Source organism: Streptomyces sp. NEAU-174 (assembly GCF_052665095.1).
In genome coordinates this window covers 311,309-325,902 of the sequence record NZ_JBQTCE010000012.1, presented here as the reverse complement: position 1 = coordinate 325,902, position 14,594 = coordinate 311,309, and the positions used below count along the sequence as shown (strand labels likewise).

Below are 14,594 nucleotides of genomic sequence, written 5' to 3'. Positions count from 1 at the left end.
GTTCGGTCATGCGAAGGGGCTCACCCATGGTGGAAATCAAGACCGACGCGTCCCTGGACGCCATGCGCGAGGCGGGCCGCGTCGTCGCCTCGGCGCTCGACGCCGCACAGCGGGCGGCGGCCGTCGGCGTCTCGCTGCGCGAGCTGGACGAGGCGGCGCGGGAGGTGCTGCGCGAGGCCGGGGCGAGCTCCCCGTTCCTCGGCTATCGGCCGCAGTTCGCGCCCACCCCCTTCCCCGCGGTCATCTGCGCCTCGGTCAACGACGCCATCGTCCACGGCATCCCGGGCGACTACCGGCTGCGCGACGGCGATCTGGTGACCGTCGACTGCGGTGCGACGCTGGACGGCTGGAGCGGCGACGCCGCGGTCAGCTTCACCGTCGGCACCCCGCGCCCGGCCGACGTGCGGCTGATCGAGACCACCCGGCAGGCGCTGGAGGCGGGGATCGCGGCGGCCGTCGCAGGAGGCCGGATGGGCGACATCTCCCATGCCGTGGGCACGGTGGGGCGCGCCGCTGGCTACGGCATCATGGAGGACTACGGCGGCCACGGCATCGGCCGGCGGATGCACGAGGACCCGCCGGTCCCCAACGAGGGGCGGCCCGGCCGCGGCTTTCCGCTGCGGCACGGGCTGGTGCTGGCCATCGAGCCGATGTTCCTGGCGGGCGGCCTGGACGCGTACACCACCGACGCCGACGGCTGGACGCTGCGGACGACGGACGGCAGCCGCGCCGCCCACAGCGAGCACACCGTGGCGATCACGGACGACGGCCCACGGATCCTGACCGCGCTCTGAGAAGACGCATCATCCTGAGAAGACACATCACTCCGAGAAGACACATCACCCCGTCCGGACACACGCTCGCGGAATCGCCCAAAAGCGGACTGTTCAATACCGGACCGTTCATCAAACACTTAGCAGGGCTGTCTAAGGTCGCGCCCATCGAAATGCGCACCACTGGCCAGGCGAAAGGATGATGATCGTGACGGTGCCCCAGATCGACGACATCCCGCCCGCGGAACGGTTCGCCGCATGGCGCGCCCTGTGCGAGCTGACGTCGATCCCCATGGAGCTGCGCAGCGACCATGAGCACGACTTCCGCGCGAACGTACGGGGCGGAGTGGACATCGGCGAGGTGATGCTGACCTACACCTCCGTACCGTCACTGCGGAACGAGCGGACGGCGGCCCACATCCGGCGCTCCGACCCGGAGCTCTACCATCTGCGGCTCACCCTGAGCGGGGAGAGCGACGTATGCCACGGGGGCGCCGAAACCACGGTCGGCGCCCGGCAGTTCATGCTCACCTCCACCTCCACGCCGTATCTGGCGGTGTGCGAACGCGGCAGGGTCGACGGGATGACGGTCACCCTCCGCCCCTCACTGCTGCCGTTCCCGCCCGCCCAGCTCCAACTGCTGCTCGGGCGGCGGCTGTCCGGACGGTCCGGGATCGGGGCCATGCTCGCCGACTTCCTCACCCGGCTGGCCACCGAGTCCGACGCCTACGGCCCGGCCGACGCACCGCGCCTCGGCACCGTCGCCGTCGATCTGCTCAACGCGCTGCTCTCTCCCTTGCCCCCCCGTTTCCAAGCACACTCCCCAAAACAAGCGCATGAGCTCGACGGTGCCGAGGCGCGCGCCGAGGACCGGCTCACCCCCGAGAGCCGTCGGCGTACTCTGCGGTTACGCATCCAGGAATTCGTCCGGCAGAACCTGGACCGCCCGGGGCTCACCCCGGCCTCGATCGCCGCGGCCCATCACATCTCGCTCCGGTACCTCTACCGCCTCTTCGAGGAGCAGGGGCACACCGTCTCCGCGTGGATCCGCGCCCAGCGCCTGGAACGCTGCCGCCGCGACCTCGCCGATCCCGCTCTGGGCGACACCCCCATCCATGTCATCGCCGCCCGTTGGGGCTTCAGCCACGCCGCGGACTTCAGCCGTGCCTTCCGCAGCGCCTATGGCGTGCCCCCGCGGGACTTCCGCCATAGGGCGCATGCGGCTAACAGGTGAGCGGGGCTCCCCCCGTAGCAACCCTGCTCACCCGTCACTGATCAGCATGGGCCCGCCGGGGCCGGGATGTCGTTGGCCTCCTGTGCACACTGTCTTGATCCTGCGTGCATGGACCACGTCCACTATGCATGGACCACGTCCGCGGTGCATGGACCACGCCCGCTGTGCACGGACCGCGCGTCCCGGCCCCCACGGGTTCACTTGGCGCGCGTCACCCGCAACTCCTCGATCCCCGCGCGCTTCTTGTCGTCCGCCGACCGCACGGTGACCCGTACGAAACGGGCCGGGCCGGTCGTCCCCTCGCGCCAGTGGCGGCCGTCGAGCGAGGTCCGCACCTCGTGGGAGGCGGGGCGGGTACGGGTCCACTCCGGGCTGACCTTCGCCAGCCGCACGGCGCGCCCGAGGTCGGCCGTAAGAGTGCCCTCGGCCGCGTCGGGCACCCAGGCGGTGGCCGCGTTGCCGTCCACGGCGGCGCCCGCGTACATCCCGGGCTCCTCCGTGCTCGCCGTTGCCTTACCGCAGCGCGCGACGTTGTCGGTCGGCTCGAGGTCGGGGCGGCGGGTCTTGAGCACCGCGGGCGCGCCCCGGCTCACGACCCGCTCGCCACCGTGCGGGGTCTCGATCCGCATCGGCGCGCCCGCCGTCAGCCTTACGGTCGTATCGTGCGGGCCGATGGCCACGTCGTAAGTGCGGCCCCGCCAGTGCAGCCCGCGCAGGGTGACACCGTCGTGGAGCTGCGGCGGCAGCGTCGGGTCGAGCCGCACACCGTCCTCGTCCATCCGCATCCCGGTCAGACCGTGGGTGAAGACCTGGAGGAAGCCGCCCTTACCGGTGAGGAAGTCCTGCGCCGGGGAGCCGGACAGGGGGTCCTGCGCACCCGCCTTCTCGCCCCGCGCCTCCGAGAAGGTGTCGAAGGGGCCGCGGACGAACGGCCTGATGGCGCGCTGGAGATAGGTGTACGTGGAGCAGCCGGGCTCGCCGATGGCGGCGGCGTCGATGGCGTGCACCGAGTCCGTCATGGCCGGGCCGTCCGGGTCGGTGCGGGCCGCGTAGTAGTCCAGCGTCCTGGCGGCCGCCTGACCGGACATCGGCCACTCCAGCGGGTACATCAGCAGCACCGTGTCGGCCTGCTTGATCAGCGAGCCCTTGTAGCCGTCGTACTGCTGGAAGACCTGGCTCTTCTTGTCGTACGGGATGCGCAGCCGGTCGGCGATCCGGTTCCAGGCGGCGGGCACCGGCTCACCGAGGAGGCGGGCGGCGCGGGCGGCGTCGCGCAGGGCGGTGGCGGCCCCGGCGTTGGTGAAGACCGCGTCGTCCACACCGTTGCTGTACTCGTCGGGACCGGCCACGTTCTTGATGGAGTAGCTGCCGTCGGCGTTGTGCGTGGCGCGCCCGGCCCAGAACTCGGCGATCCCCTTGAGCACCGGCCAGCCGCGTCCGCGCAGCCACCGGGTGTCGCCCGTCGACTGGTAGTACTGCCAGGCCGCGACGGCGATATCGCTCTGGAGGTGGTTCTGGGTGCGGCAGTGCGGCGGGTCCCAGCTGTGGCACTCGGTCCACAGCCCGCCCTTGCTCGCGCTGGTCCAGGGGTAGAACAGTCCGGGGTAGCCCAGCTTGCGGGCGTTGGCGCGGGCGCCGGCGCGGGTCTTGTAGCGGTACTCCACCACCGACTTGGCGAGTTCGGGATGGGTGGCCAGCAGCCCGGGGTACATCCAGGTCTCGGCGTCCCAGAAGATCAGCCCGCCATAGTTGTCGCTGCTCAGCCCGGTCGGGGAGATGCTGTTCCGGGAGCCGGCGCGGGTGGCGGACAGCAGGCCGTACTGCGCGGAGCGCACCCAGTCCTGGAGGTCGCGCTGACGGCGCCCGGCCACCTCGATGTCGGAGCGCCACAGCCGCTTCCAGGCGGCGCTGTGCGCGGCGAACAGCCCGTCCCAGCCCTGGTCCGCCGCGCGGCGGGAGGCGGCGAGGGCGTCGGCGCGCGGGGCGTGGGAGGTCAGCGCGGTGTCCACGCCCACGTACTTGGTGAACTCATAGGAACGGCCGGGGCGTACGGGGAAGCGGAGACCCTGGCGCGCGGACAGGTCGCGCGCCGCGTCCGTACCACCACCGGCTTCCGTGCCGCCGGACTTCGTACCGTCCGGCTTCGTCCCGGCCGCCCGGACGCCCGGGCCGGGGCGCAGCGTGGAGGCCACGGCTCCGTCGGTCTTCGTGCCATCCGTACGGAAGGCGACATCGACCGTGCCGCCCTTATGGGCGCCACCGCCGGTCCCGCTCATCCGCCGCGCACCACGCCCGTCGAGCAGATCGGTGACGGTCGCGTCCCCGCCCCAGTGCGGGGTCATCCGCATCCTTACGGCGCCCACGTGCGCGTTGGCGCGGTCGGCGACGATGTCATAGGTGAGGTCGGTGGCACGCCCGTCGGACGCGGTCCAGGTGAGGGAGGTCCGCACCAGACCGCAGCGCATGAAGACCGTCTGCCGGTAGTGGGAGATCCGCCCGGCGGAGGTTTGGGAGCCGAAGGTCTCCGAACGGTCGCCCCCGGTGGCCACGTTCAGCGTGGACCAGGTGGGGATGGCGGCGGCCACCTGCCGGTTCTCGGTCGTCTTCGCGTTGTGCGCGTAGAGGCCGGAGACGAAGGCGCCGTCGTAGCGGGGGGTGAACAGCGGCCAACCGGTCTTGTCACCCCCTCCGGAGTACCCGGTCCCCTGGGGCGGCACCCGCTGCCCCAGATAGCCGTTGCCCACATACGCGTGGGAGCTGTCCTTGGGGTCGATACGGCTGGAGGAGAGCGCCCAGCCGTCGGACGGCCCGCGCGTGCAGTCCCCTCCGGCGGTGGCGTCGGCCGCCGCGGAGGGATCGGATTCGGGAGCGGCGGACGCCGGGGGCACGGCGGCGATCAGCCCGCAGACGAGGAGCGGGGCGATCAGCCGGGCGGGCCGGGGCGGCCGGAGGGGGGAGTACGTCATTGTTCTCCGTCGTGGTTCGCCGGTGACGGTCGCAGTGACCATAAAGAGGTGAACGCGGCGGGTCAATGGATGGCGCGATGCCTTCAATACCTGAACACGAGTCCCTATGCGAGAACGCCCGCACGGCCCGACGAATAGTGACGCCTGCGGCGGGCTGCTCCCCTCCCCGCCCCTTCCCGATACCAGGGGCTCCGCCCCTGGACCCCGGAGCCTGAGGCACAACCCCGTCCCGCCCGGGCCCTGAGGCACAACCCCGTCCCGCCCGGGCCCTGAGACACAACCCCGACCCGCCCGGGCCCTGAGACACAACCCCGACCCGCCCGGGCCCTGAGACACAACCCCGACCCGCCCGGGCCCTGAGACACAACCCCGACCCATCCGGGCCCTGAGGCACAGCCCCGGTCTCCGGGGCCTGGGGCACAGCCCCGGTCCTCCAGGGTCTGGGGCAGGGCCCCAGTTTCGGGAAGGGGCGGGGAGGGGAAAGGTCCGCCGGACACCCCTCCCCTGGGAGAACCACGTCAGGACGCCGACGGGCGTACCAGCCCCGACTCGTACGCGAAGACCGCCGCCTGGGTCCGGTCGCGCAGCCCCAGTTTGAACAGGATCCGGCTCACATGGGTCTTCACGGTCTGCTCGGCCACCACCAGCCGCGCCGCGATCTCCGCGTTCGACAGCCCCTGGGCGATCAGCGTGAGCACCTCGGTCTCGCGCTCCGTCAGATCGCCCACCCGGGCCTGGAGGGGCCCGCGCGGGGCGGCGGCGGTCACCCGGGAGAACTCGCCGATCAGGCGCTTGGTGATGTTCGGCGCCAGCAGCGCGTCACCGGCCGCCACCACCCGTACCGCATGGGCCAGTTCATCCGCCGAGGCGTCCTTCAGCAGAAACCCGGACGCGCCCGCGCGCAGCGCCTCGTAGACATATTCGTCCAGGTCGAAGGTGGTGAGGACGAGGATCTTGACGGTGGCGTCGGCGGGTTCGGTGAGCCGGCGGGTGGCCTCGATACCGCCGACCCCGGGCATCCGTATGTCCATCAGGACCACGTCCGGCGCCAGTTGGGCGACCTGGGCGATGGCGTCGGCCCCGTCCACGGCCTGGCCGACGACCTCCATGTCCGGTTCGGCGTTGAGCAGCACCGTGAAGCCCTGGCGGACCATCATCTGGTCGTCGGCGATCAGAACGCGGATGGTCGTCGTCATACGGGGTCCTCGGCGGTCTCGGGCGCGGCGGCGGACGGGGCAGGGTGGTCCGTGGGCAGTACGGCGATCACCTCGTAACCGCCGTCCGGCGTCGGGCCGGTGGTCAGCTCGCCCCCTAGCATCGCAGCGCGCTCCCGCATCCCGAGCAGCCCGTGCCCGGCGCCCGGCGAGGGCGGAGCGGGCCGGTCCGGCGCGGTGTTGACGACCCGGACGGTCAGCCCGTGCCGCCGGTACCCCAACTCGACCCGCGCCTCGGCGCCCGGCGCGTGCCGCATCACATTGCTCAGCGCCTCCTGGACGATGCGGAACGCCGACAGTTCCACGCCCGGCGGCAGCGCCCGCCGCTCCCCGGTGACATCGGTAAGGATCGCGATCCCGGTCCCCCGCACCGTGCCCACCAGCTCGTCCAGCCGGTCCAGGGTGGGCTGCGGGGCGTGCCGGGCGCCGTCGGCCAGGGCATCCTCGGAACGCAGCACGCCCAGCACACGGCGCAGTTCGGCCAGCGCCTCGACCGCGTTCTGCCGGATGCCCGCGAGGTTCTCCTTGAGCTCGTCCGAGGGGTTCTCGGCGAGGTGCGGGGCGACCTGGGCCTGGATGGAGATCACCGACATGTGGTGGGCGACCACGTCGTGCAGCTCGCGGGCGATGCGGTTGCGCTCCTCCAGCAGGGTGCGCCGGGCCCGTTCCTCCGCGGTGAGCTCCTCCTGCTCGACCAGCCGGGTCCGCGCCACCCGGCGGCCGCGCAGCGCGGCGCCCACCACCACGGCGGTGGTGAAGACCGTAATGGCGTCATCGAGGCCGTCGTCGTGGGGCTGGGAGGCGAGGGCCGAGGTGACCGCGCCCACCAGCAGGGTCAGCACCAGCGCCTCGGCGGCGATCCGCGGGCGGACCCGCAGCGCGAGGAGGAACAGGACGGTGGTGTGCAGCGCGATCTGGCCGTAGTTCCAGGGGTAGAGCACATATGCGGGGACGCGGTCGTCCACGGCCGTTGCCGTCACCGCCAGCATGGCGGTCGAGAGCCACCACGCCGGTATCGGGCGGGTCAGCGCCAGTTGGACGGCCAGCGCTTCGAGCACGACGAACCAGAGGATCGGCAGCGGGTCCTGGGCCGTCCCCGGGCGGGCGGGCTCCTGGAACTGCGCCATGCCGAGCCAGGCCATGAGCACCGCGAACAACACCACATGGCCATGGGGCAGCCGCCCCAGCCAGCGCATGCGCGGCAGCGGGTCGCGCGCCACCGTCCACAGGTCCTCGCGCAGGATGCCCGGCACCGCGCGCAGGGCCTCGCCCACCGTGCGCGGCAGGGCGCGCAGGCCGCTCGCCAGCCGGTCCGCGACCTTGTCGCCTGTCATGCCCTTGACTCTAGACACTCCGCCGCTCCCCGTTCCGGGCTTGACCTGCCTGCTGCGCCAGCTGTGCCTGATGTGCCTGTTGCTGCGCCCGCTTCCCGGGACGTCCCTCGCGAACGACCCGGCTGCCACCGCCCACTCCAGGGCCGTCACCGCGGACGGCCCCGCCACCGCCCTTCCGTGGCCGCCCCGCCTCGTACGCGTGGAACGCCGCCCAGCAGATCAGCAGCGCCCCCGCGAACACCGGCAGCCAGCACAGCCGGGCGAGCACCCAGCCGGGTCCTTCGGGCACGGTGTGCAGCCCGGGCTGCGGTCCGGCGAGCCGCAGCGTGGTCACGCTGACCGCCATCATCGCGGTCTGGTGCCACAGGAAGACGGTCATCGCGGCGAGGTTGACCAGCGCCACCACCGCCCACGCGGCGGGGCGCGTCAGCACCCGGCGCAGTGGACCGCGCAGCAGCAGGGCCGCGCCGCACTGGGCGAGCCCGAAGGTGACGGCCGCCAGGGTGGGCGGGTTGAGGTTGGAGACCGGGGCGCCGGGCACGCCGACCATCGCCGCCGGATAGCCGCCGAGCAGGACGAGCCCGGCGGTGACCGCCGCGCCGCCGCTCAGCAGCACCCACCCGGCCGTCCGCCCGCGCAGCCTGCCGCGGCCCCAGGCGGCGCCCAGGCAGTACGGCACCAGCCAGCCCGCCGCCAGGTTGACCCAGCCGAGCCAGGCGGGGCCGTCGAAGCCGAAGCGGATCAGGTCGACATGGAGCACGACGGCGAGCGGCCACAGCGGATGCAGCCGCGCCACCAGCGGGGTTACGGCCGTGAGCACGGCGTAGACCAGCAGGAACCACAGCGGGGACAGGGCGAGTTTGAGCAGCGTGTACACGGTCAGCAGGCTCACCCCGGCGCCGAGCAGCGCCCCCGCCGCCACGACCCATACGGTCAGCACGGCGGCCACGGGCCGGAACAGCCGCGCCAGCCGGGCGCGCAGCCACCGCCGGTAGGTGATGCCCCGGGCGCGGGCGCTGTCGTGGCTCTTGGCGCCCATCTGCCCGCCGACCAGGAAGAACACCGCGAGGGTCTGGAACACCCAGGAGACGGGGGTGAGTCCGGGCTGGTACAGCAGCGGGCTGGCCGCGCGCAGGGTGCCGCTGTCGGCCACGAGAGCGGTCACCAGCCAGTGACCGAGCACCACGCCGAGGATGGCGACGGCCCGCAGGCCGTCCACGGCGCGGTCACGACCGGGCGGGGTGGCGGCCTCGATCCGCCGGACGAGGTCACGTACGCGGACCGTCCCACGCGGCCGGGCCGTGTCACTCAGCCGCGTCTTGTCACCACCCAGCCGGGACGTCTCACTCAACCGGGCCGACTCACGCATCGCGGCCCTCCAGGCCCTCCACGATCCGTCCCATGCTCACCAGGGCGGCGGACCCGGGCTTGAGGTAGTCGCTGTGCCCGACGTCCCCCGCGTCGAAGGTCCGCGCGCCGAACCGCCGGGAGACCGGGTCGGTCCCGAAGCCGATGGTCGTGCCCAGCAGCGGGATCCGGACATGCGGCACCCCGCCGATCCAGTCGTTCCCGCCCCGCCCGGCCCAGACGGTGGCCCGGGTGTGCAGCTGCCGGGCGTCGTCGTACCCCGTCCCGGGGCTGCCGTACAGGACGATGTCCGCGGCGTTCAGCCCCCGGGCGGCCCGGGCACAGACCACCGAGCCGTAGGAGTGGCACAGGAGCGAGATCCGGGCCCGGGGCGTGGCCGCGTTCAACTCCCGTACGAACGCGGCCAGTCGGGGAGCCGCGCCGGCGGCCCGGCCGGTAGTCAGCACCTCCGGCGCCACGGTGCCGGGCGTCTTGTACCCGAGCCAGCCGATGACAGCCGTACGGCGCCCGAGTTGACGGCTCAGCGCGAGCGCCCCGTCCCGGAACCGGCCGTATGTCTCCAGGTTGGTGTCCGACCCCGGCACCAGCACGGCGATATGCGCGGCGCGGCCCAGATCCCCGTAGACCTCGACGGCACGGCCCCCGTTCCGCCCGTCGAAGGACAGGAAGTGCCGCGACGTCCCCCGCATCTTCCGCAGCGCCCGCGCCCGCTTGCGGTCCCCGTGCCGGGCGGCCATCACCTCGGCCGCCCGGATCCCCTCCCGGTTGGCCGCGTACCGGTGTTCAAGGCCTGCGACGCGCACCGGCCCGAGCGCCACCGGCGTCGGCGCGGGCACCTCGCTGGGACCGGCGGCCCCCACCAGGGGCGCCACCACCGAGGCGGTGACGAGCGCCGCGAGCAGGGCGCGGCGAAGACGGGACGCCATGGCTGTTCCTTCCGTACCAACGGATGTCGTGAATACGGAAGGTATGGAGCGGGCCGTGTGGTTGGCGTCCCACCGGGGAGTGCATCTCCGGGGTAGCTCCCAGGTATGACGGGTAGGGGGTGGCCGCGCTCACGGCGGCCGTCGTTCTTACGGACAGCGCCGCCGACCTTACGGCCCTTACGGACAGAGTTCAGCGCGCGGGCACATAGAACTCCGTCGTGGCGCGCGTCGTCGCCGCCACCACCTCCGCCGGGGCCCCCGAAGCCTCGTACGCCGCGCCCCAGCGCTCACTGCTGCGGGTCATGAACTCCCGCGCCTCGTCCGACGCCTGCCATGCCTCCGGATCGGCGGGCGCGCCCTCGCCCGTCAGGTGCAGGGTGAGGCCGAGCAGTGCGCCGTCCCAGCCGACGCCGACCGCGCCGGGGCCGAACTGGTCCCACATCTCGGGCGGTACGACGGCGACGTGCTCCAGCTCGAAGACGGTCCGCTCCTCGCCCTCGGCGGTCAGCCGGACCTCGACCTCGCTGAAGCCGGGGTTCTCGCCGAACAGCCAGCTCACCGCGAGCAGCCGCGGCGGTTCGCAGCGCAGGATCTCGCCGCCCGCGTTGCCCGTCAGCTGGTAGTGGCCGCCGAGCTTCAGGTCGCCGCTCACCGGCAGGAACCAGCGGCCGATCCGCTCCGGGTCGGTGCACGCGTCCCAGACGTCTTCGATCGCGGCGTCGTAGGTGCGCCGCAGCAGGACGGTACGGGCCTCGCCGTCGGGCACCTCACGGGTGCCGACCTGGCGATGGACGTGGTTGATCTGGTCGACGATCTCGCTCATGAGTCATGTCTCCGCATCGGTTCCGCTGCCGCCGCCGCGCTCCTGATCGAGCCGCCGCTGCCGCTTGCCCCGCGCCAGTTCCGTCCCCAGCGCGTCCAGCCGCTGCTCCCAGAAGCCCCGGAACCGGTCGAGCCACCGGTCGACCTCCCGCAGGGGCGCGGCCTCGACGGCGTACAACCGCCGTGTGCCCTCGGCCCGTACGGAGGCGAATCCGGCCTCCCGCAACACCCGCAGATGCTGCGAGACGGCCGGCTGCGAGATGCCGAACTCTGCCCGGACGACGGAGCTGACCTCGCCGGAGGACCGTTCCCCCTCGGCGAGCAGCTCCAATATCCGGCGCCGGACGGGGTCTCCGAGGACATCGAGTGCGTGCACGCCCGGACTATGCCAGCCCCCGCTTATATAAGTCAACGCTTAACATGACTTCCCCGCGCGCCCCCGGAGCCCTCGCACCCGCGCGACCCCCGAGTCCTCGCGCCCACACGGCCCCGGAGCCCTCGCGCCCGCGCGGCCCGGCGGGGGTCAGCCCTCCGTCGGCTTCCCCAGAAGCTCGGAGGCGGTCTCGACGACGCCGGACGCCGCGACCGGGGGCGCCGGATGGCAGGTGAAGCCGAGGCGCGTCATGGCCCGGGTCACCTCTCCCGCCGTGAAGTCACGGCGGTCCTGGCGCGTGACCACCGCTCCGACCTGCTTGGCCGGGTAGAGCTGGCCGCCGATCTGGACCGAGGGGCCGGTAATCGGTTCGGGGCTGACGCCACTCATCGCGTCCGTCACCTCGCGCGCGGTCAGGTTGAAGGCGAAGTTGGCGATGATGCAGCGCATGGCGCCCCCACGGGGAGAGAAGGGTGTCGGAAACGCCAGCGTGTCACACCTCGAAGCGGGAGGGCACAGCCCCGGCGGGAAAATCGTCCACCCGACTCCCGCCGTTCCGGAGCCGTACGTGATAGGCTCTCCTTCAGTTGCAGTTTTGGTACCCATGGACTTTGTGTGCGCCTGGCGGTATGTAGCCGCAGGCGCATTTCTTGTTTTTGCCGGTCATTTCCGGATGGGGTCATTTCGGCGACTCGGGATGCATTACCCACGCATTCCGGACCGATCCCCATATGAAGGAGAAAGACATGGCTACTGGCACCGTGAAGTGGTTCAACGCGGAAAAGGGCTTCGGCTTCATCGAGCAGGACGGCGGCGGCGCCGACGTCTTCGCCCACTACTCGAACATCGCCACCAGCGGCTTCCGTGAGCTCCAGGAAGGCCAGAAGGTGACCTTCGATGTCACCCAGGGCCAGAAGGGCCCCCAGGCCGAGAACATCGTTCCCGCCTGATCGCAGCCCCTGTCACGAGCCGGGGCCCGTACCTGAAGGGGTGCGGGCCTCGGCTCGTGCGCGTTTCCGCACACCGCGCCCAGCAGAAGGCACCGCATTGAGCCGTTCAGCCCGCTCGTACCGCAAAAAACCCGCGCCCTCCCGTTCCGCCGGCCCCCGCCGCCCCCGCTCCACCGGCGGAAACAACGGCGGAAACGAGGGCGGAAACGAATTCGCCCTGCCGCCCGGCTCCGCCCCGGTGCTGCCCGCCGTCGCGTCGTTCTCCGAGCTCGACATGCCGGAGGAGCTGCACAAGGAGCTGGCCCAGCAGGGCGTCACCGTGCCCTTCCCGATCCAGGCGGCCACCCTCCCCAACGCCCTCACCGGCCGGGACGTCCTGGGCCGTGGCCGAACCGGCTCCGGCAAGACCCTCGCCTTCGGCCTCGCCCTGCTGGCCCGCACCGCCGGGCGGCGCGCGGAGCCCGGCCGTCCCCTCGCGCTGGTGCTGGTCCCCACCCGGGAGCTGGCCCAGCAGGTCACCGACGCGCTCACCCCCTATGCCCGGCGGTTGCGGCTGCGTCCGGCCACCGTGGTCGGCGGGATGTCGATCAACCGCCAGGCCGAGGCCCTGCGCGGCGGCGCGGAAGTGGTCATCGCGACCCCCGGGCGCCTCCAGGACCTGATCGAACGCGGCGACTGCCGGCTGGACCAGGTGGACATCACGGTCCTCGACGAGGCCGACCAAATGGCCGACATGGGCTTCCTGCCCCAGGTGACCCGGCTGCTGCGACTGGTCCCCGCCGACGGCCAGCGCCTGCTGTTCTCCGCGACCCTCGACCGCAACATCAGCCAGTTGGTGCGCCAGTTCCTCCACGACCCGGCCGTGCACTCGCTCGACCCGTCCGCCGGTGCGGTCACCACGATGGAGCACCATGTGCTGCACATCGCGGACACCGACAAGCGGTCCGTCGTCACCCGGGTCGCCGCCAGGGACGGGCGCGTCATCCTGTTCCTGGACACCAAGCGCGGCGTCGACCGGCTGACCCGTCATCTGCTGACCAGCGGCGTACGGGCGGCCGCGCTGCACGGCGGCAAGTCGCAGCCGCAGCGCACCCGGACCCTGGACCACTTCAAGTCCGGCCATGTCACGGTGCTGGTGGCCACGAACGTTGCCGCCCGGGGCATCCATGTGGACGATCTCGATCTCGTCGTCAATGTCGACCCGCCCGCCGACCACAAGGACTATCTGCACCGTGGCGGGCGTACCGCCCGTGCGGGCGGATCCGGCAGCGTCATCACGCTGGTCACTCCGGACCAGCGCCGGGACATGGTCCGTCTGATGGCCGACGCGGGCATTACGCCCCGGACCGCGCGGGTCCACTCCGCCGACCCCGAACTCGCCCGTATTACCGGCGCGCAGGACCCGTCCGGTGTGCCCGTGACCATCAGCGCGCCTGTGCCGCCGCAGCCGCACCGGGCGGGCAAGGCTGCCCGTCGCCCCGCCAGGAGCCGTCGGCCTCGCCGTTGAGGGGCGTCCTCCGGCGGGGCGTGGCGCCTGCGGCGGGCTGCTCCCCTCCCCGCCCCTTCCCGAAACTGGGGCTCCGCCCCAGACCCCGCTCCTCAAGCGCCGGAGGGGCTGGATGGGGGGCTCCGCCCCCAGACCCCGCTCCTCAAGCTCCCCCAGCTACCGCCGGGAGGGGCCCTGGAGAGGCTGGATGGCGCGGCTCCGCCGCGTGGCCCGGGCGGTGGCGGTCCGGGGGGACGTCCGGCATTTCGCCATGAGCGTGTCACGCCCGACCGGCGGTGGATGTCCCCATTCCCCCGTCGGAGAGGCGACAATGGGCCACATGCCGATACCCAGCGCCGTGCCCAGCCGTGCCGAACTGATCGACCATCTCGTCCGTACGCGCATCGCGGGCGATGTCGCCACCCCTCGTGAGAACAACCTCTCCCATTACCGCAAGCTCGCGAACGGCGACCGCCACTACTGGCTCGGCCTGGAGCTGGGCGACCGCTGGACCGATGAGCAGGATGTGCTGGCGGTCATGGCCGAGCGCTGCGGTGTGGTGGACGACCCGCAGCACCGCTCGGGGCAGGACACCATCGACCCGGAGCTGACGATCGGCGCGCTGGACCGGATGGCGTCAGTGCTGCGGAAGGCGGCGGAGGCGAGCGAGCGGGTGCTGTTCGCCACCGGGCACCCGGGCGGGCTGCTGGAGGTCCACCGGGCCACGGCGGCGGCGCTGCGGGCAGCCGGATGCGAGATCGTGGAGATCCCGGGCGGGCTACAGGCGGACGAGGGGTATGTCTTCCAGTTCTGCGATGTCGCGATGCTGGAGCGGGGCGCCACGCTATGGCACACCCACTCCCCCGCGCCCATGGCGGCGATCCTCGACGGGCTGGCCCACGAGGGGCGGCCGCTGCCCGATCTGGTGGTCGCCGACCACGGCTGGGCGGGGTGCGCGGGGCAGCGGGGCATTGACGCGGTGGGCTACGCGGACTGCAACGACCCGGCGCTCTTCCTCGGCGAGTCCGAGGGCACGCTGTCGGTGGTGGTCCCGCTGGACGACCACGTCACCAACCCGAGGTTCTACGACGCGATGACGGCGTACCTGCTGGACGCGGCGGGGCTGACGGCCCAGTTCTGACGGCCTG

General features: G+C 72.4%; 13 protein-coding genes. 5 read left to right on the top strand and 8 right to left on the bottom strand.

The window, feature by feature from the left end; all coding sequences use genetic code 11:
- Positions 1 to 26 precede the first annotated feature (26 nt).
- Together map and ACT2CW_RS32320 are read left to right on the top strand one after the other, a co-directional pair.
- Positions 27 to 794, top strand: a complete 768-nt coding sequence (gene map / locus ACT2CW_RS32325; protein WP_138915541.1) for a type I methionyl aminopeptidase — start codon at positions 27 to 29, stop codon at positions 792 to 794.
- 181 nt (positions 795 to 975) lie between these two features.
- The gene (locus ACT2CW_RS32320; protein ID WP_445519212.1) at positions 976 to 2,007 is read left to right on the top strand and encodes a helix-turn-helix domain-containing protein; all 1,032 of its coding nucleotides are present in this window, start codon (positions 976 to 978) and stop codon (positions 2,005 to 2,007) included.
- A 197-nt stretch (positions 2,008 to 2,204) separates the two neighbouring features.
- Here ACT2CW_RS32320 and ACT2CW_RS32315 read toward each other — a convergent pair whose 3' ends face one another.
- The 8 genes from ACT2CW_RS32315 to ACT2CW_RS32280 form a co-directional block, all read right to left on the bottom strand.
- Positions 2,205 to 4,973: a glycosyl hydrolase family 65 protein gene (locus tag ACT2CW_RS32315; RefSeq protein ID WP_445519172.1), complete on the bottom strand. Its 2,769-nt coding sequence runs from the start codon at positions 4,971 to 4,973 to the stop codon at positions 2,205 to 2,207.
- A 518-nt stretch (positions 4,974 to 5,491) separates the two neighbouring features.
- Entirely contained in the window at positions 5,492 to 6,169 is a 678-nt protein-coding gene (locus ACT2CW_RS32310) for a response regulator (RefSeq protein WP_445519171.1), read from the bottom strand.
- Positions 6,166 to 7,521, bottom strand: a complete 1,356-nt coding sequence (locus ACT2CW_RS32305) for a sensor histidine kinase (protein ID WP_445519170.1) — start codon at positions 7,519 to 7,521, stop codon at positions 6,166 to 6,168. The genes ACT2CW_RS32310 and ACT2CW_RS32305 overlap by 4 nt, the downstream gene beginning before the upstream one ends.
- Before the next feature lie 10 nt (positions 7,522 to 7,531).
- The gene (locus ACT2CW_RS32300) at positions 7,532 to 8,890 is read right to left on the bottom strand and encodes an acyltransferase family protein (RefSeq protein WP_445519169.1); all 1,359 of its coding nucleotides are present in this window, start codon (positions 8,888 to 8,890) and stop codon (positions 7,532 to 7,534) included.
- Positions 8,883 to 9,815: an alpha/beta hydrolase gene (locus ACT2CW_RS32295; protein ID WP_445519168.1), complete on the bottom strand. Its 933-nt coding sequence runs from the start codon at positions 9,813 to 9,815 to the stop codon at positions 8,883 to 8,885. Before ACT2CW_RS32295 ends, ACT2CW_RS32300 begins: the two co-directional genes overlap by 8 nt.
- Positions 9,816 to 10,005: 190 nt before the next feature.
- Positions 10,006 to 10,638, bottom strand: a complete 633-nt coding sequence (locus ACT2CW_RS32290; protein WP_414081485.1) for an SRPBCC family protein — start codon at positions 10,636 to 10,638, stop codon at positions 10,006 to 10,008.
- A gap of 3 nt (positions 10,639 to 10,641) precedes the next feature.
- A complete protein-coding gene (locus ACT2CW_RS32285; RefSeq protein ID WP_037953097.1) occupies positions 10,642 to 11,013 on the bottom strand; it encodes an ArsR/SmtB family transcription factor in 372 nt (123 codons plus the stop codon).
- Positions 11,014 to 11,160: 147 nt separating this feature from the next.
- Positions 11,161 to 11,460 carry an SCO5918 family protein gene (locus ACT2CW_RS32280; RefSeq protein WP_445519167.1) on the bottom strand — a complete coding sequence of 100 codons (300 nt, stop codon included), beginning with the start codon at positions 11,458 to 11,460 and terminating at the stop codon, positions 11,161 to 11,163.
- 296 nt (positions 11,461 to 11,756) lie between these two features.
- Here ACT2CW_RS32280 and ACT2CW_RS32275 point away from each other — a divergent pair, with 296 nt between their 5' ends.
- From ACT2CW_RS32275 to ACT2CW_RS32265, 3 genes are all read left to right on the top strand, one after another.
- Positions 11,757 to 11,960, top strand: a complete 204-nt coding sequence (locus tag ACT2CW_RS32275; protein ID WP_020871138.1) for a cold-shock protein — start codon at positions 11,757 to 11,759, stop codon at positions 11,958 to 11,960.
- 97 nt (positions 11,961 to 12,057) lie between these two features.
- On the top strand, positions 12,058 to 13,467 hold the full coding sequence (locus tag ACT2CW_RS32270) for a DEAD/DEAH box helicase (RefSeq protein WP_445519166.1): 1,410 nt from the start codon (positions 12,058 to 12,060) through the stop codon (positions 13,465 to 13,467).
- Positions 13,468 to 13,777: 310 nt separating this feature from the next.
- Positions 13,778 to 14,587 carry a phosphatase gene (locus tag ACT2CW_RS32265; protein WP_375792364.1) on the top strand — a complete coding sequence of 270 codons (810 nt, stop codon included), beginning with the start codon at positions 13,778 to 13,780 and terminating at the stop codon, positions 14,585 to 14,587.
- Positions 14,588 to 14,594 lie beyond the last annotated feature (7 nt).

Excerpts from the sequence above, each read along its gene's own strand:
- ACT2CW_RS32275 (WP_020871138.1), top strand. The coding sequence starts at position 11,757 with ATGGCTACTGGCACCGTGAAGTGGTTCAACGCGGAAAAGGGCTTCGGC.
- ACT2CW_RS32265 (WP_375792364.1), top strand. The coding sequence starts at position 13,778 with ATGGGCCACATGCCGATACCCAGCGCCGTGCCCAGCCGTGCCGAACTG.
- ACT2CW_RS32305 (WP_445519170.1), bottom strand. The coding sequence starts at position 7,521 with ATGACAGGCGACAAGGTCGCGGACCGGCTGGCGAGCGGCCTGCGCGCC.
- ACT2CW_RS32315 (WP_445519172.1), bottom strand. The coding sequence starts at position 4,973 with ATGACGTACTCCCCCCTCCGGCCGCCCCGGCCCGCCCGGCTGATCGCC.
- ACT2CW_RS32320 (WP_445519212.1), top strand. The coding sequence starts at position 976 with ATGATCGTGACGGTGCCCCAGATCGACGACATCCCGCCCGCGGAACGG.
- ACT2CW_RS32310 (WP_445519171.1), bottom strand. The coding sequence starts at position 6,169 with ATGACGACGACCATCCGCGTTCTGATCGCCGACGACCAGATGATGGTC.
- ACT2CW_RS32280 (WP_445519167.1), bottom strand. The coding sequence starts at position 11,460 with ATGCGCTGCATCATCGCCAACTTCGCCTTCAACCTGACCGCGCGCGAG.
- map (WP_138915541.1), top strand. The coding sequence starts at position 27 with ATGGTGGAAATCAAGACCGACGCGTCCCTGGACGCCATGCGCGAGGCG.
- ACT2CW_RS32290 (WP_414081485.1), bottom strand. The coding sequence starts at position 10,638 with ATGAGCGAGATCGTCGACCAGATCAACCACGTCCATCGCCAGGTCGGC.
- ACT2CW_RS32300 (WP_445519169.1), bottom strand. The coding sequence starts at position 8,890 with ATGCGTGAGTCGGCCCGGTTGAGTGAGACGTCCCGGCTGGGTGGTGAC.
- ACT2CW_RS32295 (WP_445519168.1), bottom strand. The coding sequence starts at position 9,815 with ATGGCGTCCCGTCTTCGCCGCGCCCTGCTCGCGGCGCTCGTCACCGCC.